Below are 23,899 nucleotides of genomic sequence, written 5' to 3' on the forward strand. Positions count from 1 at the left end.
ATGAGCCAGAGCTTTCCGATTACCGAAAACGATCGCGACAGCTGGACCGAGGTAACTCCGGGCCAGACGGTTTTTGGCGTGGACTTTCCGTTCCAGCTGCCGGGCGACCTTCGGGTGTCCCGGGTCGCTGCGGTCGGAGAGGTGCCCGTAGAGCTGACCCTCGACCTCGACTATACCGTCACTGGCGCCGGATCCCCGGCGGGTGGCGCAGTGCATCTCGCGGTGGCGCCGCCCAGCGGCACCTTCGTCTGGATCACCGGCCTGGCACCAGCGACCCGCACGACGAACATCACCCGGGCTGGCCGCTTCAACCCGGCCGCCATGGAGGAGGAATTCGATCGCAACGCCATCCGCGACATGGAGCTGCGGCGCGACCTGACGCTCGAGCGTAGCGAGCGGATCGCGGCGGACGCCGCTCTTGGCGAGCGCATTGACACTGAGCGGGCCGAGCGCATCGCGGCGGACGAGGCGCTTGAGGCTGCCGATATCGTCCTGCAGGCGAACATTGATGGCGAGGCGGGCACGCGTGCGGCGGCCGACGCGGTGCTGCAGGCCAACATCGACGCGCTCGAGGTGTCCAGCAGCGCCGCGCTGGAGGCCGAGCAGGCGGCGCGGATCGCGGCGGATGCCGCCTTGCAGGTGGCCGTCGATGATCTCGATGCCACGAAGGCGGAGAAATCGACGCCGGTCACCGGCACGGGGCTGGCCCGTGTCACTGCAACGCTTGCCGCCCCCATCGTGATCGACGTGCCGAAGGCGTCTCCGGCGGCCGCGCTCGCGGGAGAGCTCGACGATGTGGCGGTCACTCCTGCTACCGCCAAGATCGCCATCGATGATCGGTTCGGCCCTGACTTCTACACCGAGGAAGGTCAGACGGCCGTCAGCACCATCGCCAGCTTGGACGGCGTGCCGCTGATCGATTTCGACCGCGACGGGGTCATGTCGACCCCCGACCAGACGGATTTCTACACCGAAGAAAGCGATGGCACGGCCACCGCCCTTATCTCCTCGGATGGGGCAATGCTCCTCGGATGGGATTCGGATGGGCGGCTGATCGGGGCCACGTCGGGCGAGGTGGATTTCTACACCGAGGAGGGCGATGCGCGATCCGCCCTGGTGTCCTCTGATGGCGCGGAACTCCTCAAGTTCGACCAGGAGGGCAACATCCTGACCCCTGAGCTGACTGACTTCTACACCGAAGAAAGCGACGGCGTGTCCGCCGTCATGGTGTCCTCTGACGGTGCAGAACTCCTCAAGTGGGACGAAGACGGGAAGCTGGTCGGCTCGGTCAACACCGAACTCGACTTCTACACCGAGGAAGGTGGCCCGCACACGGTGCTCACGTCCTCGGATGGTGCCGTACTACGCGAATGGCCCGGAGATGACGCCCCGGCGTCTGGGATCGGCAACCTCCAGCCCTATGTGTCCGGCACACAGCTCCGGGCTATCGGCGGCGGCAGTGATTACCTGCTCTTCGACATGGGCGATATCGAGGTGCTGGCGACGCATGCTGTGTCGCCGGATTATGTTGCCGCCGTCATCGACCGCCCATCCATCGGCCCGGGGACGTTGATCCTGGCGAAGCCGGGGGAGCGCTGGTGGTGGCCCGGCGACGACAAGGTTCTGCGCCTTAAGGTAGGGACCGGCCAATCCCTGAAGGTCGCACAGCACAGTTCGATCAACCCCACGCTGACCGGTCAGACCCGGCCGGGCGCCTGGATGTTCACGACGACGGGTTATTCCGACGTGCGAATGGGGCGGGCCCCAAACGCCGTCACGGAATTCACCGAATCGTACTTGGTGGGGTTCGAGCCCCTGACGCCCAAGGCGGCATCCGGCTCGTCGATCCATGTCGAGACGATGATGGAGAGCTTGGCATTCCGTCTCAGCGACGAATTCACCGAGGCCTTCCCAGACCGTGAGTACGGGGGCCTGTACATCGTCAGCGCGCAGGGCGGCACGGCCTACACCGGCCTGAAGAAGGGAACGGCTGTCTACAACAACATGCTCACGGCGGTCACGCGCGCCAAGCTGCTTGCGCCGCTCTACGGCTACACGTCCGTCCTCGTCGAATACATCAGCGTCAAACACGGTGAAGCTGACGCCGGCAACGTCAGCTACAAGGATAATCTGATCGAGTGGCGCGCCGACTATGACGCTGATATCCGGGCGATCACCGGCCAGACGGCTCCCGTCCATTTCATCATGCAGATGCCGTCGTCCGACCGAAATGGAGACGCGGGCCACTACGCCACCAAGGCAATGCTGGATCTGCACAATGAGAGCCCGTACTTCCACGTCTCGGGTGCTGATTATCCTTATCTCGACGAATACTACGTCGATGCGGCGCCGACTAACCAATTTCTCCATCTGACCGGCCCCGGCACTCACTTCGCCGGCGAGTACGTGTATCTGGCGGAGCGGGCCGTCTTCGGATCTCGTTTCGGCAAAGGCCAGATCGTCCAGATGGTCGGCGCCACAATCACCGGCCTCGACGTCGAGTTGCAGTTCTCCACGCCGTACCCGCCGCTCGTGTTCGACACCACGACCATCAGCGAGAGGGACTGGCGGGGCATCGTCATCCGGGACAGCGCCGGCGACTACGCGGTGGCATCCGGGTCCATCACCGACGACGGGTCCACCGATGGCATCGGGCGGATGACGCTCACGCTGGCGGCCGCTCCGACCGGCACCGGCCTCGAGGCTCGCGTTGCACGGTCGAACCACCCCGGAGGAGACATCAACCTCAATCCCCGTACCGCTGCGACGGTGCCGCGATCGAACATTCGCGACAGCGCTCCCTTCGTCAGTACCTACGACGGCTCGCCCCTCCACAACTGGGCGGTCCCCCAAATTTTCCCCATCACTTGAGGATCGACCATGTTTTCCCTCTCGAACCTTGGGGCTCCGCTCCCCGCCTGGCCGGGCCCTCGCCGCTTCCGCTCTGCACTCGGCCGTGCGATCGGCGCCATCCCCGGCTGGATTGCGGTGTTCGACGCCCAGTACAGTGAGACCTCCAAGAGCATCAACAGGGTTGTCGGGCGCAGCTCGCCGGCCACCATCACGACCGGCCTGACTTTCGCGAACGGCAAGCCGGCCATTGAAGTCTCGCCCGGTAGCAACCTCGGCATCCCGCTTAATCTGGCGGCCTATGTCGACGAGGTGGTCGACCGGACGAATTTCACGTTCTTCGCCGTGGTCCAGCGCACGGCCGCGCTGGCCCAGCCGGCCATCCTATGGCGCCCCTTCGAGGATGCCACGGCCGGTCAGAAGGGCTTTGCCCCGACGATCAACACCGCCAACAATTTCGCGGTCTACAACCGCTCGGCCGGGGCCACGACCCTGCTGCTGGAAGGCGCCATCGTCTCGCTCAACGTTCCGACGCTGCTCCTGATGAGCTACTCGGCTGAGCGGGGCCTGACCATCCGCCAAAACGCGGTCCAGCGCGGGAACCTCCCGGCAGAGACGGCTCCCACGATCCCGGCGAATATCGTCCAGATGGGCAACATGCTGCAGGGCAACACCGCCGGCAATATTCGGTACGGCCTCGTCGGTTTGCTAAAGGGCGATCTGACGCGCACCTCTCAGGCCGCGCGCCTCGCGCAGCTTGAGAGCGGACTTTTGTCTATGTACTCGGCGTGAGGGTACAATGGCGCGACGACTGCTGCCCGAAATCGTCGATCATGTGAAGCGCTTCGAGGGGTGCCGACTGACGGCCTACCCGGATCCCGGCTCGAAAAACGGCGAGCCGTGGACCATCGGCTATGGCCACACCTCCGACAAATTCATGGCCGTGCGCCGGGGAATGACGATCTCCCAGGCGCAGGCCGATGCCGCGCTCGAGCACGATCTCGGCGAGGCCGCCGATATCGTCGATAGGCTGGTGAAGGTGCCGCTGAACGACTGGCAGCGCGGCGCGCTGGCGAGCTTCGTGCTGAACATCGGCGAGGGGCAATTCAGCGGCTCAACCCTGCTGCGGAAGCTCAATGCGGGCAATTACGACGCCGTGCCGGGCGAGCTCGCGCGGTGGAACAAAAATGACGGCAAGGTGATGAAGGGCCTGGTGAACCGTCGGGCCGCGGAGGCCGGCCTCTGGGTGCGCACCTCCTTCGTCGCCTCGAACACCGTGCCGGCGGCGCCGGGCAACCCGGTGCGCGAGCTGCTGACGCCGGAGCGCATCACCGCGGCCGGCGGCCTGCTGGGCGGTGCGGCCAGCCTCGCCAGCGGCAACGGGCCGGTGCAGATCGCCGTCGCCGTGTGCCTGGTCGCCGCGGCCGTCGTGATCGGCTTCCTGGTCGTGCGGAAGGCGACGCGATGACCTGGCTCTTCGCCCTCTTCGACAAGACGAAGCTCTACCTGCTGGCGGCCGTGGCGGCCGCCGGCACCGTGGCGGCCGCCTGGTGGCGTGCCCGCGAGGACGGGAAGAACGCGGTGCGCCTCGAGCAGTCGCAGGCGCGCGAGAAGCTGAGGGACGCCTATGACGAAATCGACCGCTCGCCTGGTGACGTTGATGGCGCTTACGATCGCCTTGGCCGGCTGTCAGACGGCAAAGGTCGTCGGTAGCTGCCCGACGCTCTCCCCGCCGCCCAAAGCCGCTCTGGCCGCCCTACGGGCCGCGGACGATGGTTACGTCGATGCATGGGTGGTCGATCTCGACCGACACTACCGGAAACTCGACGCCTGCGCCGGGCGTTGAGCCACGTATCTGGCAGAGAGCCCCGCCGCGATGAAGAACGAGCCGTCCGAAAGCGTCGTGATCTCGATGTCGCCCACCGAGCTCGGCGAGCTGATCGAGAAGTCGGTGCGGCGCGGGCTGGCCGATGCCGGGCTGTATCTCGAGGACAAGGAGGATCGCGAGGAAGCCCGAAAGGATTTCTGGTTCCTGCGCCGCTGGCGCCGGGCCATGGATGGCGCCGCGGCCAAGATTGGCTATTCGGTGCTGGGCATCTTCGTCGCCGGCATGGCGTTGGTGATCTGGGCCGGCTTCAAGGCGCATGTCCTCAAACAGTGAACGCCAGTGGCGCAAGCTCGATATCGCTGGCGCGGATCTCGTGACCTTCGACCGGCCGGCCCGCCGCTTGATCGTCACGCGCGGGCATAATTCTGTGATCGGAACGCCGGAAGAGCTTGACGCGCTCGGTGTAATTTGCCGCGCCGCTGCTGCGCAGATCACGGGAGAACATGAGACAAATCCGGTGAAATGGGGTCGAAGTCTCATGTTCTCAGGTGTTAAGTCACTGATATCATTATTGTCTAAGTTAAATCTTGGTTAATAGCCGGTTAACATGGTTCCCGAGCGGGCTCGCGAGCGGTGCGGGCACCCCGGTTCCCGCGGTGGATTGTCCACAGGCCATGCCTGTGGTATGAACCCCTTCATCGAAGCTGCGAACCGGGAGGGGCGCGATGACCATTTTGTTCCGTTTACCCGTCCCGGCCGGGATATCCCGCCGTTAGTTCGGCCGCCCTCGAATTCGAGGCCCGCCTGAGCTCCCGATCTCCACGCTGAGCTTTTTCCCCTCGCAGGAGAGGCGCGCCCGTCGCGCCTGCAGCTATCATGTCGACCCTGTCCGCCCGCGGCGCCGACGCGCTGCGCCATGTCCTCGTCTTCACCTTCCGTCACTGGAGGCGCCGCTGGCCTCTGGCGGCCGGGACGGCCCTCGCCGTGACCCTGGCGACGATAACGGAGGTGTTCGTTCCGTTGTTCGCCGGCCGGCTCGTCGATGCGCTGACCGCCGGACGGCAGCAGGCCCCTGCCGCGTTGGAAGCGTTCCTCGTCATGGCAGGGCTCGGCCTCGTCATGGTGGTGCTGCGCCACCTGGCCTGGTGGGGCACCGTGCCTCTGACGCTGAACATCATGTCGGACGTCGTGCGCGAGGCGTTCCACCGTGTGCAGCGCTTTTCCTCGGACTGGCACGCCAACAGCTTCGCCGGCTCCACCGTCCGCAAGATCACCCGCGGCATGTGGGCGCTCGACGTCATCAACGACGTGCTGCTGCTGTCGCTGCTGCCTTCGGTGGTGGTGCTGGCCGGCACGGTGCTGCTGCTCATGCTGCATTGGCCGGTGATGGGGCTCGTCATGGCGTGCGGCGCGCTGGTCTATGGCGCGCTGACGATCTCGCTGGCTACCCGTGTGGTGGCGCCGGCGGCGCGGCTGTCCAATGCGTGGGATACACGCATCGGCGGGCTGCTCGCCGATACGCTCGGCGCCAATCAGGTCGTGAAGGCATTCGGTGCCGAGGCGCGGGAGGATGCGCGGCTTGCCATCGTGGTCGCGCGCTGGCGCCGCCGCGTGCGGCGCACCTGGATGCTGGCGACCTGGAGCGCCAGCGGGGAGTTCGCTCTGCTCTGGGTGGTGCGCACCGCCGTTACCGGTACCGCGCTCTGGCTCTGGTGGCAGGGGCGTGCGACCCCCGGCGACGTCGCCTATGTGCTGACGACCTATTTCGTCGTGCACGGCTATCTCCGCGAGATCGGCCAGCACGTCCACAACCTCCAGCGCGCGGTGAACGACATGGAGGAGATGGTCGAGCTGCACGGGCTGGTGGCCGGCGTGGCGGACCGGCAGGAGGCGGGTCCGCTGGCGGTGCGCGGCGGCGAGGTGCGCTTCGAGCGGGTGACGTTCCACTATGGCCGGCACGCCGCGCCGCTGTTCCGCGATCTCGACGTGGTGATACCGGCCGGCCAGCGCGTCGGTCTGGTCGGTCCTTCCGGTTCCGGCAAGACCACCTTCGTGAAGCTGCTGCAGCGGCTTCACGACGTCAGCGCCGGCCAGGTGACGGTCGACGGGCATGATGTGCGGGAGGTGGCGCAGGCTTCGCTGCGCCAGCAGATCGCCATCGTGCAGCAGGAGCCTATCCTGTTCCACCGCACGCTGGCGGAGAACATCGCCTATTCGCGTCCCGATGCCACCCCTGAGGCGATCGAACGGGCGGCGCGGCTCGCCAACGCGCATGATTTCATCCTGCGCCTGCCGAAGGGCTATCGCACGCTGGTCGGCGAGCGCGGCGTGAAGCTTTCCGGCGGCGAGCGCCAGCGCGTGGCCATCGCCCGCGCCTTTCTCGCGGATGCGCCGGTGCTCATCCTCGACGAGGCGACGTCGAGCCTCGATTCGGAATCGGAGGTGGCGATCCAGCAGGCGATGGAGCGGCTGATGGAAGGGCGCACGGCGATCGTGATCGCGCATCGGCTTTCGACGGTGCGGGCGATGGACCGCATCCTGGTCTTCGAGCATGGCCGCATCGTCGAGGACGGCCGCCACGAGGCGCTGCTGGCGAAGCCGGGCGGGCGCTACCGGCGTCTGTTCGAGCACCAGTCCGGCGGGCTGGTGGAGAGCGGGGAGGTGCGGGAGCCGGAGCAGACGGCGGGTTAGGCGCAGGCCCGGCCTGCCGTCCGCAGCGTCGTCCGGGGCTCCCAGCTCTTTGTTTCTACGCCATTCCTGTCGCAAGACCGCCGCGCGTTCTTGCGGGAATTGCTCTAGGGGCGGTCAGGCAGGGCGAAGACCGTCAGCTGGCCGCCGAGCGCTGTATAGCTCGAGAGGGCGGCATAGGCGTCCTTCGCGCCCGATCCGGCATTGGGGTCGGCGAGGCCGGCGGCGAGGCCGATGCCGGCCCAGCCGCCGACACCCGACAGGACGGCGACATATTGCCGGCCGCGATGCAGGTAGGTCATGACGTTGCCGACGATGCCGGACGGGGTCTTGAAGCGGTACAGCTCCTTGCCGGTCGCCGCGTCCACGGCCTTCAGCCAGCCTTCCAGCGTGCCGTAGAACACCACGCCGCCGGCGGTGGCGAGCGCGCCGGACCATACCGAGAAGCGTTCGGGGATCGACCAGACGGCACGTCCCTTCAGGTTGTCCCAGGCGAGGAAGGCGCCGGTGTGCTGGTCGCTGCCCGGCGCGGGATACATGGAAAGCGTGGCGCCGACATAGGGCTGGCCGGCGGCGTAGTCGATATGGAACGGCTCGTAGTCCATGCACAGACGGCTGGCGGGCACGTAGAACAGGCCGGTTGCCGGCGAAAAGGCGGCCGGCTGCTGGTTCTTGGCGCCGATCGCCGCCGGGCAGATGCCGGAATAGGTGACATCCTCGCCCTCGGCTTCGGTGCCGTATTTCGGGTCGAGCTGCGGCCGGCCATAGCCGGGGCTCGCCTTGTCGAGGTCGATGCCGGCGGCCCAGTTCACGCTCGGGTCGAATTTCCCGGCGACCAGCACGTCGCCGGTCTGGCGGTCGAGCGTGTAGGCGAAGCCGTTGCGGTCGAAATGGGTGAGCAGCGGTCGTGTTCGCCCGTCGATGAGTTGATCGGTGAGGATCATCTCGTTGACGCCGTCATAGTCCCACTGGTCGTGCGGGGTCATCTGATAGACCCAGCGCGCGATACCGGTGTCGGCGTCGCGGGCGAAGATGGCGTCGGTCCATTTATTGTCGCCGGGACGCTGCGAGGGGTTCCACGTGCCGGGATTGGCGCTGCCGTAATAGACAAGGTTCAGCTTGGGGTCGTAGGCGAACCAGCCCCAGGGGGCGCCACCGCCGATCCGCCATTGCTCGCCCTCCCAGCTGCGGAGCGAGGAGTCATTGCCGACCGGCCGGCCGAGCTCGGTGGTCTTCTCCGGGTCGAGGCGCATCTCGGCGTCGGGGCCGGTCGAATAGGCGCGCCAGGCCAGCGTGCCGTCCTTGAGGTTGTAGGCGCTGATGTGCCCGCGGGCGCCGAATTCGGCGCCGGCGATGCCGACGATCAGCTTGTCCTTCACCGGCATCACCGTGGCGGTGTTGGATTCGCCTTTCTTCGGATCGCCGTTGGCCACCTTCCAGCGCACCGCGCCGCTGCGGGCGTCGAGGGCCACGATGGTGGTGTCGGCCTGGTTGAGGAAGACCATGCCCTCGGCATAGGCGAGGCCGCGATGGACGAGATCGCAGCACATGATCGCCGCCACGTCGCGTTCCTGCTGCGGCTCGTATTTCCACAGGATGCGCCCGTCATGGTCGAGATCGAGGGCGTAGACGATGTTCGGGAAGGGAGTGTGGACATACATGACGCCGTCGACGACCAGCGGGCTGCCCTCGTGCCCCCTCAGCACGCCGGTGGAGAAGGTCCATGCCACCTGCATGCCGCCGACATTGCCGGCATTGATCTGGTCGAGCCGGGAAAAGCGCGTATTGGCGTAGTCGAGCGTCTGGAGCACCTGCCCGGCGGGATCGGCGGTCCGTTCCAGCACGTCGTCATTGGCGCGCGCCGGCATCGGCCCGGCAAGCAGCGCGCCGATGGCCGAGGCCAGACATGCCGCGATCACCCAGGCTGCGATCACCCCTGTCTTCATGTTCCCTCGCTGCTGTTCCCGGCCGCTCGGCCGGACAGATAGCACAGCCGCGACGGCCATCCGCGATCGCCGGCTCGGGTGGGACGGGATCAGATCCCCATCGCGCAGCCATCCTTCCGGGGATCGGAGGCGGCGAGCAGGAAGCCGTTGGTCTCGTCGCGCAGGATCAGCTGGGCGCCGCCCATCGGCTCGACGGCGACCTTCAGCTTGTGCCCGCGCGCGGCCAGATCCGCCAGCACGGCCTCGGGATAGGTCGGCTCGATCTCCAGCACGCCGTCGAAGGCGAAGTAGCGCGGGGCGTCGATGGCGGTCTGGGGGTCGAGGCCGCGGTCGAGGAGGCCGGAGACGAGCGCCGCCTGGCCGGAGGCCTGATAATGCCCGCCCATGACCCCGAACACGCCCACCGCCTCGCCGTCGCGGCGGAGGAGGCCGGGAATGATGGTGTGGAGCGGCCGCTTGCCGGGCGCGATGGCGTTGGGATGCCCCTCGATCAGCCGGAAGGAACTGCCGCGCGAATGCAGCAGCACGCCGGTCGCCGGATCGATGCGGGTCGAGCCGAAGGCGTGGAAGATCGAGTTGATGAAGGATACCATGTTGCCGTCGCGGTCGACGGCGCAGATATAGACGGTATCGACATGCTCCGGCTCGTTCCAGAGCACCGGCGGCCGCGCGCGGGTCATGTCGATGCGTGCGGCGAGGCGGCGGGCGGTTTCGCGCGCCAGCAGCGTCTCGACCGGGACGGTCATGGCCGAGGGATCGGCCAGCAGCGCGTCGCGGTTGTGATAGACGAGCTTGGTCGCCTCGGCGTGGAGATGCACCCGGTCGGCGAGCGACAGCCCCTCGCCGAGATCGAATTCGCCGAGGATGTTCATCAGCATCAGCGCCGCGAGGCCCTGGCCGTTGGGCGGGCATTCCTCGACGGTGTAGCCACGATAATCGGTGGCGATCGGCGTGGTGTAGAAGGCGCCGTCCTTCATCGCCGCGAAATCGTCCAGCGTGTGCAGCCCGCCGAGCCCGTTGAGATAGGCCACCAGCGAGGCGGCGGTCGCGCCCTCGTAGAAGCCGGCGGCTCCCTTGTCGGCGATCTCGCGCAGGCGCTGGCCGAGCAGCGGCTGGGCGTGGCGCTGGCCGGCTTGCAGCGCCACGCCGCCGGGCAGGAAGAAGGCGGCCGCATCCTTGTCCTGCGCCAGCAGCGGCGCCTCGTCCGCCCAGTCGAAGGCGACACGCTGGGCGATGGGATAGCCGTTCTCCGCATAGTCGATGGCGCGGGCGAACAGCCGGTCGAGCGGCAGGCTGCCATGGTCGGCATGCAGCCGCGTCCAGGCCGAGATCGCGCCGGGAACCGTGACGGCATGGGCGCTGGTGCGGGGGATCTCGTCCGTCAGGCCGGCCGCCTTCAGCGCCGCGATGCTCGCTGCCGCCGGGGCGCGGCCGCTGCCGTTCATCGCCACGGTCGGCCGGCCCTTCGGCGCGTAGAGCACGAAGCAATCGCCGCCGATGCCGGTCATCGCCGGTTCGACCACGCATTGCGCCGCCACCGCGGCCAGCGCCGCATCCATGGCGTTGCCGCCGGCCTGGAGAATCTCCAGCCCCGCCGCGGTGGCCAGCGGATGCGAGGTGGCGATGGCGGCATCGCGGGCGAAGACGGTGGGGCGGGAGGGGCCGAAGAAATCGGCGCGGCGGGTCGAGATCACGTGTCGAACGCCCTGTTCAGGTGGGAGACGGAAAGTCGTACAGTTCCGCGGCGTTGTCGACCATGATCCGGCCGGCGACGGCATCGCTGCCGCACCAGTCGCGGAACAGGTCGACGAGCCGCGAATCGTCCGGCGGGTTGCCCGGCTTGGAAGGGTGCGGCCAGTTGGTGGCGAACAGGCAGCGTTCCGGCACCTCGGCGATCAACGTGCGGGCAAGGAGAGCGACATCCGGGTAGTCCGGCGCGCCGATGCGCGAGGTCTCGTAGACACCGGAGGTCTTCACCCAGCTGCGGCCGTTGTCGAGAAGGCGGCGGAGCGCGGAAAAACCGGGATGATCGAGGCCGACCGGTTCCAGGAACTTGCCGTTATGGTCGATGACCAGCCGGCCTGGCAGCCGGGCGAGGCGCGCCTCGGCCTCGTGCAGCAACCTGCCGTCCATCTGCATCTGCACATGCCAGCCGAAGGCGGCGGTCTTCGCCGCCAGCCGCTCAAGATCGTCCCAGCCGAGCAGGCCGCCGCCGATCATGAAGAAGCGGATGCCGCGTATGCCGAGCCGGGTGAGCCGGTCGAGCTCGGCGTCACCCACATCGGGCGGCACGACGGCGACGCCGCGGGCCTCGGCGCCGATGACGGCCATGGCGTCGAGCGTCGCCCGGTTGTCGAAACCATAGACCGAGGGCTGCACCACCACCGCCCGGGTGAGGCCGAGCACTTCCCTCGTCTTGAGATAGGCGGCGATGTCGCCGCCGGCGACCGGGGGGAAGGGCGAGCTTGGCGCCGGCGGATAGAGGTCCGCCGGGCCGTAAATGTGCATGTGGCAGTCGCAGGCCCCCGGCGGCGGGCGGAACGACGGCGGCTGTGCGGGGATGAGCGGGCTCATTTGGTCAGCCAGCCGGGCACGCGGTCGGGATTCTTCGCATGGATCGGCAGGCGTCCGGCCAGCACCGCCTTGACCTGCTCGACGGTCTCCATGGCCTGGAACTCCGAGGGCTCGATCATCAGTGCCGCCGAATGCGGGGTGGCAACGACATTCGGCAGGCGGGCAAGGGCGAGCGAGGGCTGCTGGTCCCGGCCGTCGCCGACATCGAGCCCGGCACCGGCAATGGTGCCGGAGACGAGGGCGGCCTCCAGCGCCGCCTCGTCGACCAGGATGCCGCGCGAGATGTTGATGAAGAAGGCGTCGCGGCGCATCTTCGCGAAGGCCGAGGCGTTCATCATGCGCTCGGTCTCCGGCGTCGCATAGGCGGCGCAGACCACGAAATCCGGCTGCGACAGCACCTCGTCGAGGCCGACCGCGTTCACCGCGCCATTGTCCATCCGCGCATAGGGGTCGTAGACCGACACCTTCATCTTGAAGGCGAGCGCCAGCTCGACGATGCGCCGGCCGATCGATCCGTAGCCGATGACGCCGACATGGGCGCCGGCCATCTGCCGGCCGAACACCATCGGATGGCCGGCGTCGCCGGCATGGTAACGCGCGGCGTCGTGGGTGATGTTGCGGGCGAGGTCGAGCATGAGCGCGAGCGCGTGCTCGGCGACCGCGTCGGCATATCCCGACGAGCAGTTGCAGATGAGGATGCCGGCGTCGGAGGCGGCGTCGACATCGATGTTGCGCATGTCCACCGCGCAGCGGGTGAACAGCTTCACGTCCTTCAGCCGCTCCAGCACCTCGCGCGGCCCGGCGGCGAGGCGGTCGGAGATCACCACCGCGCAGCCCTCCGCCGCCTTCACCAGCGCCTCGCCGGAAAGCGGCGTGTCGCTGTCGTTCATGACGAGCTCGATCGGCAGCGCCTTCAGCGCCTCCACCGCCCGGAAGCCATAGAAATGCTTGAGCAGGTCGCGGTTGTGGGTCAGCAGGACACGCATCTCAGCCGGCCATCCCGTCGACGATGTGGGCCGGCAGCTGCGCCATGATCCAGCGGTTCATCGCCAGCACCATGTCGTCGCGCCAAGAGAGCGGGCCGGGCCGCGCGAGGCAGGAGGACAGGCCGATCTGCTGCTTCTCGAGAATGCCGACATCTTCCAGCGCCACCGCTTCCCAGCGCTTGTAATAGGGTGCGGCGCGCTCCTCGAAGTCGGGCAGCTCGGTATAGGCCTTGGGGAAGCAGCCGCCGACCGAGAGCACCGAGCGATCCACCGCGATCGGCCGCACCGCCAGCCACCACATGCAATCCTGCGCGCAGGCGAATTGCACGGTCGGCTCGATGACGGTGAAATAGGTGCCCTTGCGCGATTGTTCCGACAGGCCCTCGATGACCGGGAAGGGCGGCTCCTGGCCGAGCACGGCGATGGAGCGGTTCGCCTGCACCTGGATGACGTGCCATTCGCCCTGCGTCGGGAAGCTCACCGAGCGCTGGGCGCCCACCGTCGCGGCATGCACGATGCCGGTGTGGTAGGTCTCCATGGCGTTTTCGAGCAGCAGCTTCCAGTTGCACCTGGTCTCGATCTCGATGTGCCAGGTCTTTACCATGTCGCCCAGCCGGTGGCTGCCGATCAGCTCGGGCATGTTGCCGAGATGGGTCATCAGGCTCGGGGCGTCGTCGTCGTAATTGAGGAAGATTGAGCCTTCCCACACTTCCATGCGGATCGGGATCAGGCCATGCGGCGGCTTCTCGAATTTCGGCACCTCGCGCATGCCGGGCGCCCCGGCCAGCGTGCCGTCGAGCCGGTAGTTCCAGGCGTGGTACGGGCAGATGATGTTCTTGGCGTGCCCGCAGCCTTCGAGAAGGATGGAGGCGCGGTGCCGGCAGACATTGGCGAAGGCGCGCAACACCTCGTCCTCGCCGCGCACCAGCAGCACCGGGCCGCCGACGCTGTCGAGCGCCTTGTAGTCACCGGGGTTCGGCACTTCCTCGAGGCGTCCGGCGAAGAACCATTTCTTGAGGTGGATGTGTTCCACCTCGGCCTTGAACACCGCGGGATCGGTATAGAAGCGCGTCGGCGCGCTCTTGGCGTCGCCGAGCGGCGGCTCGGTCCAGACATAGGGTTCGGGAACCAGAGTGGTCTCGATGCTCATGACCGTGTGCCTCCGTTCAGCGATGCCCGGCGTTCAGGCGGTGCTCCGCCTGGCCGAGCTGGATGAGATGAAGGGCGATGACCGCCACATGGCCGGCCAGCATGGCCGCCATGCCCTGCACGTCGTGCGGTGGGCTCAGCGTATTGATGTCGACCCCGACGAGGTCGAGTCCCTTGAGCCCGTGCAGCAGATCGAACACCTCCGCCACCGGCGGGCCGCCCCAGGTGGGCGTCGCGACGCCGGGGGCGGCGGAGGGGTCGAAGTAATCCATGTCGAAAGACAGGTGGACCGGGCGGGTGCCGACCACCTCGCGCACTTCGGCGGCGATGGCGGCGGCGCCGCGCTGGCGCACCTCCTCGCCGGAGATGAGCCGGAAGCCGAGCGCCCGCGTGTGATCATAGGCGCCGGGCACCGGCATGGTGCCCCGCGCGCCTATGTGGAAGGAGCGCCTTGTGTCGATCAGTCCTTCCTCGGCGGCGCGGGTGAAGGTGGTGCCGGTGTTGATGTCCTCGCCGGGATAGGCGTCGGTATGGGCGTCGATATGCACCAGCACCAGCTCGGGATAGCGGCGGGCGAGGGCGCGCAGCACCGGCAGCGTCACCGTGCCGTCGCCGCCGACGCAGAGCGGCACCGCATCGGCTGCCACCACATCATGAATGACGGCCTCCATCGCCGCCAGCGAGGGCTCCAGATTGGAGGCGATCACGTCGACGTCGCCGAGATCGACGACCTTGCCGTCGGTACGCGGGTCGACGTCGGCGAGCGGCGGATAATAGGGGCGCACTTCGCTCGACATGGCGCGGAAGGCAGCCGGCCCCTGACGCGAGCCGATGCGGGTGGCGTGGGTGCCGCAATCGAAGGGAAGGCCGATGACGGCGATCTGCCCGGCACTGGCCGTCGTGGCCGGCGAAACGCCGAGAAAGGTGCCGAGGCGCATCTTAGGCGTTGATGCGCCAGCGAATTCCGTCATGCGTCGACTCCCATATAGAAGGCTTTCACGCGCTCGGGGTCGATATTGGCGCCGCCATCCTCGTGGACGATGCGGCCGAGGCGCATGATGTAGACGTGGTCGGAGAGGCGGATGGCCTCGACGGCGTTCTGCTCGACCAGCAGCACGGTGGTGCCGAGCTTGCGGATCTCCAGCACGGTGTCGAGGATCAGGTCGATCATCTGCGGGGCGAGGCCCATGGTGGGCTCGTCCATGATCAGCAATTGCGGGCGCGACATCAGCCCGCGGGCGATGGCGAGCATCTGCTGCTCGCCGCCGGACAGCGTGCCCGCCGCCTGGTGCATCCGCTTGCCGAGAATGGGGAACAGCGCGGTGAGCCGCTCGATGTCGCCGGCGATCTCGATGGCGTCGCCGCGCGAATAGGCGCCGAGCACCAGGTTCTCCCGCACGCTCATGCCGGCGAAAACCCTACGCCGTTCAGGCACATGGGCGATGCCGCGCCCGACGCGCAGCTCCGGCGCCAGCCCGGTGATGTCCTCGCCGGCGAACTCGACCTTGCCGGCCGCCAGCGGCAGTAGCCCCGAGAGGGCCATCAGCGTGGTGGTCTTGCCGGCGCCGTTGGAGCCTACCAGCGAGACGATGCGGCCCGGCTCCACGGCGAGGTCGACCCCGTCGACGGCGCGGATCCGGCCATAGGCGACCGACAGGCCGGAGACCTTCAGCAGCGGCTCGACCGGCCGCTCGGCGTGTAGCGTGGGGTGGACGATGGGGCCAGTTTGCGTCATCGGGCTCACCTCGTCCGGCCGAGATAGGCGGCCTGCACCGCCGGATCGGACAGCACCTTCTCCGGCGCGCCATCGGCGAGCCGTTTTCCGTATTCCAGCACCGTCAGGTGATCGCAGAGGCTGCGGACGATCTGCATGTCGTGCTCGATCAGCAGCACGGCGATGCCCTGCGCCCGTACCTGCCGGACCAGATCGGCGATCTCCTGCTTCTCCAGCGCGTTCATGCCGGCGAGCGGCTCGTCGAGCAGCAGCAGCTTGGGCGAGGACATCAGCGCGCGGGCGATCTCCACCCGGCGCTGGTGGCCATAGGAGAGGGTGGTGGCGACGCGGTCGACCACCTCGCGCCCCAGCCCGACGAAGGTGAGCAGCTCATGGGCGCGGGCGATCATCGCCCGCTCGGCGGCGCGCGCGGCGCGGCCGCCGAAAATCAGCGCCGGCGCCGAAGAGGAAAACCGCTGATGCGCGCCCACCAGCACGCTCTCCAGCACCGTCATGGCGCCGAACAGGCGGATGTTCTGGAAGGTGCGGGCGAGGCCGCGCCGGGCGAAGCCGTTGACGTTCAACCCGCCGATTTCCTCGCCGTCGAAGACGAGGCGCCCGGCGGTCGGGCGGATGAAGCCGGTGAGCACGTTCAGCACCGTGGTCTTGCCGGCGCCGTTCGGGCCGATGAGGCCGTGGATGGCGCCGCGCGCGACCGCCATGTCGAGGCCGCCGACCGCCTCCAGCCCGCCGAAGCGGACGACCACCTGCCGGGCTTCGAGGAGAGCCGTCATGCTGCCTCCTTCGCCCGCGCGCCGGGCATGGTGAGGCCGACGCGGGCGCTGGCGGCGAGGCCCTGCGGGCGGAACACCATCAGCACGATGAGCACCACGCCGAGCAGCGCGAAGCGGGTCTCGGGATAGGCCTGCACGAAGGGCAGGTCGAGGGCGAGCTGCAGGAACGCGATCCAGATCAGCGCGCCGACGAACGGCCCGATGAAGGTGCCGAGCCCGCCCAGCACCACCAGCATCAGCAGGAGGATGTTCTCGAACAGGCTGAAGTTCAGCGGGCTGATATATTGCTGCGAGTGGGCGTAGAACACGCCGACGAAGCCACCGACGAAGCCGCTCGCGGCATAGGCATAGAGCTTGTAGCGGGCGGTGGGCACGCCCATCGCCTCGGCCGCCTCCTCGTCCTCGCGGATCGCCACCCAGGCACGGCCGACATAGGAGCGCACCAGCCGGGCGACCGCGAACACCACGACGACCGCGAGCGCGAGGGCGAAGAAGAACTGCGCGCGTGGCGAGCCGAGCGAGATGCCGAACAGGTTGGGCGCCGGGATGCCGCGAATGCCCATCGGGCCGTTGGTCAGGTCCATCCAGTTGATGGCGACCACGCGGACGATCTCGCCGAAGCCCAGCGTCATGATGGCGAGGTAGTCGCCGCGCAGCTTCAGCGTCGGCGTGCCCAAGAGCACCGCGAAGCCGGCGGCCAGCAGGCCGGCGAGCGGCAGGTTGAGATAGAGCAGCCACCACACCTCCTGCGGGGCGATGCCGTAGCCGTCCTTCAGCACCAGCACGAACAGGATCGAGGTGAGGTAGGAGCCGACCGCCCAGAAGGCGACGAAGCCGAGATCGAGCAGCCCGGCGAAGCCGACGATGACGTTGAGCCCGCTCGCCAGCATGCCGTAGATCACCACCATGGTGAGGATGCGCAGCCAGTAGTCGGACGGCACCATGAGCCCGACGACGACCGCGACCGCCAGCAGGCCGAACGCCGCCGGGGTGCCGGCGGCCGCGCCGCGGGTCAGCAGCGCATCGAAACGGGCGAAGACGGCCTGCAGCCAGCCGACGCCAGCCGACGAGGCGCCGCCGAGCAGGCTGCCGCGTCCGGCGGAATTGAGCTCCGGCCGGCCGAGCAGGCCCTGCGGGCGCAGATAGAGCAGGCCGACCAGCAGCACGAAGCTGATGGCGTCCTTCCAGGCGGTGCCGTTCGGCAGGTAGCCGGCGCCCAGCGCCTCGACGAGGCCGAGGATCAGCCCGCCCAGCGCCGCGCCGGGCACCGAGCCGATGCCGCCGAGCACGGCGGCGGTGAGCGCTTTCAGCCCGGGCAGGAAGCCCATGCTGGAATGGGCGAAGCCGTAGGTCTGCGCATAGAGCAGGCCGGCCAGCGCCGCGAAGCCGGAGCCGATGGCGAAGGCGGCCGCCACCACCCGGTTGACGGGGATGCCGACCAGCATCGCCGCCGTCTGGTCCTCGGCGCTGGCGCGCATGGCGCGGCCGAGCGAGGAGCGGGCGATGAACAGCGACAGGCCGAGCATGGCGACGATGGCCGTGGCCATCACCACCAGGTCCATCACCGATAGATAGATGGAATCGAACAGCACCACCGGCTCGAGGGTGGCGAGGTAGAATTGCGGGAAGCGCAGCTCTTCGGCGCCCCAGATGGTCTGGGCGAGGCTCTGCAGCACCACCGACACGGCGATGGAGGTGATGAGCGGGGCAAGGCGCGGGGCGTTGCGCAGCGGCCGGTAGGCGATGCGGTCGACGACGACGCCGATGATCCCGGTGACGACGATGGCGCCGAGCGCGGCGATGGGCAGCGGGAAGCCGGGCATCGGCACCACCGTGCCGAGCAGCCGCACCTCCGGCAGCATCAGCGAGGTGGTGAGGAAGGCGCCGAGCATGAACAATTCGCCGAAAGCGAAGTTCACCAGCCGCACCACGCCATAGACCAGCGTGAACGCCACCGCGGTGAGGGCGTAGATCGCCCCGAGCACCAGACCGTTCGCCAATAGCTGCCCGAAATAGTCCATCATGCCTCTTCGTGTGGTCCGGCGGGGGCGTCGATGATGAGGGGGCTTACAGGAGAAGGCTCCTCACTTTTTTCCTCTCCCCGTCGGGGAGAGGTGGCCCGCGTAGCGGGTCGGTGAGGGGGGACGACACTGGGAAGCCAGGAAGGCCCCTCACCCCACCCCTCTCCCCGGCGGGGAGAGGGAGCATCTCCTGCCTCCACCGTTGTCCGGGAGGCGGCGGTGGAGACCTCCGCCTGCCGCCCGGCCGTCACGTCCTCAGGGCTGCTTCGGCGCCAGGCCGAACTTGCCGTCCTTCACGGCGAGGAAATACAGCGCGCCGGCGCGGTCGCCGCTGGGGGCGAAGCTCGTCGGGCCGGTGACGCCGGGCACGTCCTTCAGCTTGCCGAAGGCGGCGTTGAGGCTCTCGCGCGTCACCGGGCCGTCCTTGGCGGCGAGATCGGCGGCGGCGCCGAGCGTCATGCCGGCATCGTAGCCCAGCGCCGCCCAGGCGCTCGGGTCCTCCTTGTAGGCGGCCTTGTAGGCCGAGAGGAACGCCTCCGTCGCCGGGGTGGCGACCGCCGGATCGAACATGCCGTAGACGATCATGCCCTCGACGGCATCGCGGCCGAGCTTCACCAGATCGACATTGAGCGCGCCGTCCGTCGACAGGATCTGCGCCTTGATGCCAAGCGCGCGGGCCTGCTCGGCGATCTTCGCCGCCTCGGTGTAGAAGCCGCCGATGAAGATCGCCTCCGGCCTGGCCGCGCGCACCTTGGTGAGCAGGGTGCGGAAGTCCTTGGCGCCGAGAAGGTAGGATTCGCTGCCGACGACCTTGGCGCCGCCCTTCTCGGCCGCCTCGGAGAACGACTTGGCGATGCCGATGCCGTAATCGTCCTGCTGGTTGAGCACGTAGATCGACTTGAGCCCCAGCGTCCTGGCCGCATAGGCGCCGGCCATGGCGCCCTGCACCGCATCGGTGAGCACGTTGCGGCGGAAATACGGGCTGACATTCGACAGCGCCGGGCTGGTGACCGCCGAGGCGAGCACCGGCAGCTTGCACTCGGTGAACACCGGCATGGCGGCCAGCGCGATGGAGGAGAAGGAATAGCCCATCACCACGTCGACATTCTTGTCGGAGCAGAAGCGCTGGGCGATCAGCACGCCCTCGCGCGCCTCGCCGCGGTCGTCCACCGCGTCGATCCTGTAGGTGGCGCCGCCCTTCTTGTTGAGCTCGGCCACCGCAAGGTCGAGGCCCTTGCGCATGTTGAGGCCGAAGGCGGCGAAGTCGCCGGACAGCGCGGCGGTGAAGCCGATGGTGATCTCCTCCGCCCGGGCATGGCCGGGCGAGGCCAGGAGGCCGATGCCGACAAGGGCAGCGGCGATGCGTTTGACCGTCATGCGTGTTCTCCTCTGGGGGAAGATCGTGCGTTTGCCGCACGCTGCCTTGTTCTGGGTCGTGGGTCCGGCGGCCGGATGATCAGTGAAGCTCGACCGTCATCCAGGTTTCGAAGCAATAGTCGTCGGCCAGCGACATCACGCCGATGGAGGCGCGCCCGCCGACGCCGATCTCGGGGCCGAACACCTGCTCGAACAGGTCCGACAAGCCGCTCGCCACCCGGTGCGGCTGGGTGAAGGACGGGTCGCAGGCAACGAAGTTGAGCGAGCGCACCAGGCCCTTGACGCGGCCGAGGTCGCCGACCGCATCGAGGATGCAGCCGAGGCAGTTCAGCGCGGTGAGACGGGCGGCCTGGTAGCCTTCCTCCACGGTGAGGTCGCGGCCGAGGCGGCCGGGATACAGCACCTTGCCGGAGGCATCCACGCCGGCGGTCTGGCCGGAGAGGAAGAGCAGCCTGTCGCTCAGATAATGCGGCTTCATCTTGCCGTAGAGCTGGCCGTAATAATCCGTCCCGCCCCCGGCCGAAGGGATGACGAGACCGAGCTCCGCCACCCGCTGCATCGCCGACACGCTCATTGCTGCACCTCGTTCACGCCAACAGCTCGTGCGCTCGATCTCCCTTCGAATTCGTTGTTGCGTCAAATGTAAAATATACGATTGTCCATAAAGCAAAGTTATAGCCTCGGAAGCGCGCGCGGTTTCCGCGCGGCGCGGCCGGGGCGGCGGCAGGCCGATCGCGCGCCGTCGTGCGGAGGGTGGGCGAGCCGGCATGCGGATGCCCCAACTTTGGGCGTCGCCGGTGGCAACTGCGCGCGATGTCAGCGCGCGGGCAGCAGATCGGGCGCGATGGCGCGGCGGAAGCGGTCCATGAAGGCCACCGAGATGCGCGAGGGCGGGCGGGTGCTGGGGCGGAACATGCCGAAGCGATAGGGCAGAAAAGGGCGGAACGGGACGGCGACGAGCCCCGTGGTCTGGAAGAAGCGGGCGGTGGCGGGATCCACCAGCGTGGCGGCGCCGAGCTCGCGCACCAGCACGCAGGCGGAGCCGAAGAATTCCACTTCCGCCACCACGTTCCAGTGCGCCTGCGCCTCGAAGAACGCCTCGGCGGCGGCGATGTGGGTGATGTGCTCGGGAAACAGGGTGACGAAGGGCATGGAATCGAGCTGGGCCGGCCCGACCACCTTTTCCCCCGCCAGCGGATGGTCGGCGCGCATCACGCACATGCAGCCGACCTCGAACAGCTCCAGCGAGGCGACGTGGATGTCGATGGGCAGCTCGGCAAAGCCGACGTCGAAGGCGCCGATGGTGCCGAGGTCCCTCACCGCATAGGAGGGGCGGGTGATGAAGCGCGCGGTGGCGCCGGCATTCTCCTTCAGCACGTCGGCGATGATCGGCGGCAGCAGATAGGTGGCAAGGCCGGGCGGCGAGGCGATGAGCAGCGTCGCCGAGGACAAGCCCTTGAGGTTGCGCGAGATCGCCAGCGTGCGGTCCATCGAATCGAGCGTGCGCACGATGGCGGCGAAGAAGGTCTCGGCCTCCGGCGTCGCCTCCAGCCGCCCATGGGCACGGTGGAACAGCTGGAGGCCGATCTCGTCCTCCAGCCGGGCGATGAGGTTGCTGATCGCCGGCTGCGACTTGCGCAGCACCGCCGCCGCCGCGCTCATCGAGCCGTTCTCGTAGACGGCGCGGAAGGCTTCGAGATGCCGCGTATCCATTGGTCGTCTTACTCAAGCTGTTGCCGGCGGGAGCCTTCCGTCCGCTCGCCGGTGGCCGCGTTCGCCGGCGACTGTAGCAGAGCTCCGGCCGCAGGTGTCGCGCGGCGAAGGGCACGCGGCACGCCTGCCGTCGCCGCCGCGGGCGGGGGGCGCCGGCTTGACAGGGGCCTCGCCAGTGCGCAGGCTCGCCGCATTCACCAGGGGGGTCCCGGCAAGGGGCTGAGATACTGCTGGTTGCGCTCCATCGCGGGCGTCGCGGCGCAGTGACCCGTTGAACCTGATCCAGTTCATACTGGCGTAGGGACGGTGCGGATGCGTCGCGGCGAGCGCGGCCGGTCTCCCCTTTGCGCGGGGAGTCCTCCTTCATCCTTCCTGTCAGAGCTGGGTCTCCATGCGTTTCGCGAGGAGCCTCGACCGATGACGACCTTCAACGACACCAAGACGCCGACCATCGCCTCCCCCCTCGTCACCACCGGCCCGCTGCCGGCATCGACGAAGGTGTTCAAGCCGGGCGCGCTGCATCCGTCCCTGCGGGTGCCGATGCGCGAGATCGCCCTGCATCCCAGCGCCGGCGAGCCGCCGGTGACGGTCTACGACGCCTCCGGTCCCTATACCGATCCCGCCGCGCGGATCGCCATCGACGAAGGGCTGCTGCGCCTGCGCGCCGGGTGGATCACGGCCCGCGGCGACGTCGCCGCCTATGAGGGGCGGGCGGTCCGGCCGGAGGATAACGGCTTCGTCAGCGAGGAGCGGCTCACCCCGCCCTTTCCGGTGCGGCACCGGCCGCTGAAGGCGACCGGCGGACGGGCGGTGACGCAGCTCGCCTATGCGCGTGCCGGCATCGTGACCCCGGAGATGGAATTCGTCGCCATCCGCGAGAATCTCGGCCGCGACGCCATGCGCGCGGCATGCGAACGCGACGGCGAGAGCTTCGGCGCGGCGATCCCCGATGCCGTCACGCCGGAATTCGTGCGCGAGGAAGTGGCGCGCGGGCGGGCGATCATCCCCGCCAACATCAACCATCCCGAGAGCGAGCCGATGGCGATCGGCCGCAACTTCCTCGTCAAGATCAACGCCAATATCGGCAATTCCGCCGTCACCTCCTCCATGGCGGAAGAGGTGGAGAAGATGGTGTGGGCGATACGCTGGGGCGCCGACACGGTGATGGACCTTTCCACCGGCCGCAACATCCACAACATCCGCGACTGGATCCTGCGCAACGCGCCGGTGCCGATCGGCACCGTGCCGCTCTACCAGGCGCTGGAGAAGGTCGGTGGCATCGCCGAGGAGCTTTCGTGGGAGGTGTTCCGCGACACGCTGATCGAGCAGGCCGAGCAGGGGGTGGACTATTTCACCATCCACGCCGGGGTGCGGCTGCCCTATGTGCCGCTCACCGCCGGCCGGGTGACCGGCATCGTCTCGCGCGGCGGCTCGATCATGGCCAAGTGGTGTCTCGCCCATCACCGGGAGAGCTTCCTCTACGAGCATTTCGAGGAGATCTGCGACATCTGCCGCGCCTATGACGTCGCCTTCTCGCTGGGCGACGGGCTGCGGCCGGGCTCGATCGCCGACGCCAACGACGCGGCGCAGTTCGCCGAGCTGGAGACGCTGGGCGAGCTGACGAAAATCGCCTGGGCGAGGGATTGCCAGGTGATGATCGAAGGCCCCGGCCATGTGCCGATGCACAAGATCAAGGCCAATATGGACAAGCAGCTCGCCGTCTGCGGCGAGGCGCCGTTCTATACGCTCGGGCCGCTGACCACCGACATCGCGCCGGGCTACGACCACATCACCTCCGGCATCGGCGCGGCGATGATCGGCTGGTTCGGCACCGCGATGCTCTGCTACGTGACGCCGAAGGAGCATCTCGGCTTGCCGGACCGCGACGACGTGAAGACCGGGGTGATCACCTACAAGATCGCCGCCCACGCCGCCGATCTCGCCAAGGGGCACCCGGCGGCGCGGCTGCGCGACGACGCCCTGTCGCGTGCGCGCTTCGAGTTCCGCTGGGAGGACCAGTTCAACCTGGCGCTGGACCCGGAGACCGCCCGCGCCTTCCATGACGAGACGCTGCCGAAGGAGGCGCACAAGGTCGCGCATTTCTGCTCGATGTGCGGGCCGAAATTCTGCTCCATGCGCATTTCCCACGATATCCGGGCGGAAGCGCAGAAGGAGGGCATGGCGGCAATGGCGGAGAAATATCGCGAGGCCGGCCAGCTCTATCTGCCGGTGCCCTGAAGGCGCCGGCCGGTCGCCGGC

20 protein-coding genes and 1 riboswitch are annotated in these 23,899 nt (G+C 68.2%); of the genes, 7 read left to right on the forward strand and 13 right to left on the reverse strand.

The window, feature by feature from the left end; all coding sequences use genetic code 11:
• The 5 genes from KHC19_RS21585 to KHC19_RS21605 all read left to right on the forward strand — a co-directional run bounded on the left by KHC19_RS21585 (position 1) and on the right by KHC19_RS21605 (position 5,011).
• On the forward strand, positions 1 to 2,871 hold the full coding sequence (locus KHC19_RS21585; protein ID WP_213355465.1) for a hypothetical protein: 2,871 nt from the start codon (positions 1 to 3) through the stop codon (positions 2,869 to 2,871).
• A gap of 9 nt (positions 2,872 to 2,880) precedes the next feature.
• Entirely contained in the window at positions 2,881 to 3,642 is a 762-nt protein-coding gene (locus tag KHC19_RS21590; RefSeq protein ID WP_213355466.1) for a hypothetical protein, read from the forward strand.
• Between the two features lie 7 nt (positions 3,643 to 3,649).
• Positions 3,650 to 4,318, forward strand: coding sequence for a lysozyme (locus tag KHC19_RS21595; RefSeq protein ID WP_213355467.1), 669 nt, complete (start codon positions 3,650 to 3,652; stop codon positions 4,316 to 4,318).
• The gene (locus KHC19_RS21600) at positions 4,315 to 4,563 is read left to right on the forward strand and encodes a hypothetical protein (RefSeq protein ID WP_213355468.1); all 249 of its coding nucleotides are present in this window, start codon (positions 4,315 to 4,317) and stop codon (positions 4,561 to 4,563) included. Before KHC19_RS21595 ends, KHC19_RS21600 begins: the two co-directional genes overlap by 4 nt.
• 163 nt (positions 4,564 to 4,726) lie before the next feature.
• Positions 4,727 to 5,011 (forward strand): hypothetical protein, encoded by a 285-nt coding sequence (locus tag KHC19_RS21605; RefSeq protein ID WP_213355469.1) that lies wholly within the window; start codon positions 4,727 to 4,729, stop codon positions 5,009 to 5,011.
• Here the strand turns inward: KHC19_RS21605 and KHC19_RS21610 are convergent.
• Entirely contained in the window at positions 5,001 to 5,183 is a 183-nt protein-coding gene (locus KHC19_RS21610; protein ID WP_213355471.1) for a hypothetical protein, read from the reverse strand. The genes KHC19_RS21605 and KHC19_RS21610 overlap by 11 nt on opposite strands.
• Before the next feature lie 371 nt (positions 5,184 to 5,554).
• Between KHC19_RS21610 and KHC19_RS21615 the strand changes: the two genes are divergently transcribed.
• Positions 5,555 to 7,369 (forward strand): ABC transporter ATP-binding protein, encoded by a 1,815-nt coding sequence (locus KHC19_RS21615; RefSeq protein ID WP_213355473.1) that lies wholly within the window; start codon positions 5,555 to 5,557, stop codon positions 7,367 to 7,369.
• Positions 7,370 to 7,473: 104 nt separating this feature from the next.
• Here KHC19_RS21615 and KHC19_RS21620 read toward each other — a convergent pair whose 3' ends face one another.
• The 12 genes from KHC19_RS21620 to KHC19_RS21675 form a co-directional block, all read right to left on the reverse strand.
• Positions 7,474 to 9,312: a methanol/ethanol family PQQ-dependent dehydrogenase gene (locus tag KHC19_RS21620; protein ID WP_213355474.1), complete on the reverse strand. Its 1,839-nt coding sequence runs from the start codon at positions 9,310 to 9,312 to the stop codon at positions 7,474 to 7,476.
• An 89-nt stretch (positions 9,313 to 9,401) separates the two neighbouring features.
• Positions 9,402 to 11,006, reverse strand: a complete 1,605-nt coding sequence (locus tag KHC19_RS21625) for a gamma-glutamyltransferase family protein (protein WP_343207771.1) — start codon at positions 11,004 to 11,006, stop codon at positions 9,402 to 9,404.
• A 16-nt stretch (positions 11,007 to 11,022) separates the two neighbouring features.
• Positions 11,023 to 11,886: an amidohydrolase family protein gene (locus KHC19_RS21630; protein WP_213355476.1), complete on the reverse strand. Its 864-nt coding sequence runs from the start codon at positions 11,884 to 11,886 to the stop codon at positions 11,023 to 11,025.
• Complete coding sequence (locus KHC19_RS21635) at positions 11,883 to 12,872, reverse strand: NAD(P)-dependent oxidoreductase (protein WP_213355477.1); 990 nt, start codon at positions 12,870 to 12,872, stop codon at positions 11,883 to 11,885. The genes KHC19_RS21630 and KHC19_RS21635 overlap by 4 nt, the downstream gene beginning before the upstream one ends.
• A gap of 1 nt (position 12,873) precedes the next feature.
• Positions 12,874 to 14,022 (reverse strand): aromatic ring-hydroxylating oxygenase subunit alpha, encoded by a 1,149-nt coding sequence (locus KHC19_RS21640; protein ID WP_213355478.1) that lies wholly within the window; start codon positions 14,020 to 14,022, stop codon positions 12,874 to 12,876.
• A gap of 16 nt (positions 14,023 to 14,038) precedes the next feature.
• Positions 14,039 to 14,992, reverse strand: coding sequence for an arginase family protein (locus tag KHC19_RS21645; protein WP_246549335.1), 954 nt, complete (start codon positions 14,990 to 14,992; stop codon positions 14,039 to 14,041).
• Positions 14,989 to 15,696 (reverse strand): ABC transporter ATP-binding protein, encoded by a 708-nt coding sequence (locus KHC19_RS21650; RefSeq protein ID WP_425514539.1) that lies wholly within the window; start codon positions 15,694 to 15,696, stop codon positions 14,989 to 14,991. Before KHC19_RS21650 ends, KHC19_RS21645 begins: the two co-directional genes overlap by 4 nt.
• 65 nt (positions 15,697 to 15,761) lie before the next feature.
• Positions 15,762 to 16,529, reverse strand: coding sequence for an ABC transporter ATP-binding protein (locus tag KHC19_RS21655; RefSeq protein ID WP_213355482.1), 768 nt, complete (start codon positions 16,527 to 16,529; stop codon positions 15,762 to 15,764).
• Positions 16,526 to 18,553, reverse strand: coding sequence for an ABC transporter permease (locus tag KHC19_RS21660; protein ID WP_246549337.1), 2,028 nt, complete (start codon positions 18,551 to 18,553; stop codon positions 16,526 to 16,528). The genes KHC19_RS21655 and KHC19_RS21660 overlap by 4 nt, the downstream gene beginning before the upstream one ends.
• Positions 18,554 to 18,805: 252 nt before the next feature.
• Positions 18,806 to 19,927, reverse strand: a complete 1,122-nt coding sequence (locus KHC19_RS21665; protein ID WP_213355483.1) for an ABC transporter substrate-binding protein — start codon at positions 19,925 to 19,927, stop codon at positions 18,806 to 18,808.
• 79 nt (positions 19,928 to 20,006) lie between these two features.
• Positions 20,007 to 20,501 (reverse strand): RidA family protein, encoded by a 495-nt coding sequence (locus KHC19_RS21670; protein WP_213355484.1) that lies wholly within the window; start codon positions 20,499 to 20,501, stop codon positions 20,007 to 20,009.
• A 242-nt stretch (positions 20,502 to 20,743) separates the two neighbouring features.
• Positions 20,744 to 21,640, reverse strand: coding sequence for a LysR family transcriptional regulator (locus KHC19_RS21675; RefSeq protein ID WP_213355485.1), 897 nt, complete (start codon positions 21,638 to 21,640; stop codon positions 20,744 to 20,746).
• Between the two features lie 189 nt (positions 21,641 to 21,829).
• Positions 21,830 to 21,962: riboswitch (TPP riboswitch) on the forward strand.
• 95 nt (positions 21,963 to 22,057) lie between these two features.
• Here KHC19_RS21675 and thiC point away from each other — a divergent pair.
• Entirely contained in the window at positions 22,058 to 23,878 is a 1,821-nt protein-coding gene (gene thiC, locus KHC19_RS21680) for a phosphomethylpyrimidine synthase ThiC (protein ID WP_213355486.1), read from the forward strand.
• Positions 23,879 to 23,899: the final 21 nt, after the last annotated feature.

Origin of the sequence: Ancylobacter oerskovii (assembly GCF_018390555.1) — a bacterium.
Taxonomy (GTDB): Bacteria; Pseudomonadota; Alphaproteobacteria; order Rhizobiales; family Xanthobacteraceae; genus Ancylobacter; species Ancylobacter oerskovii.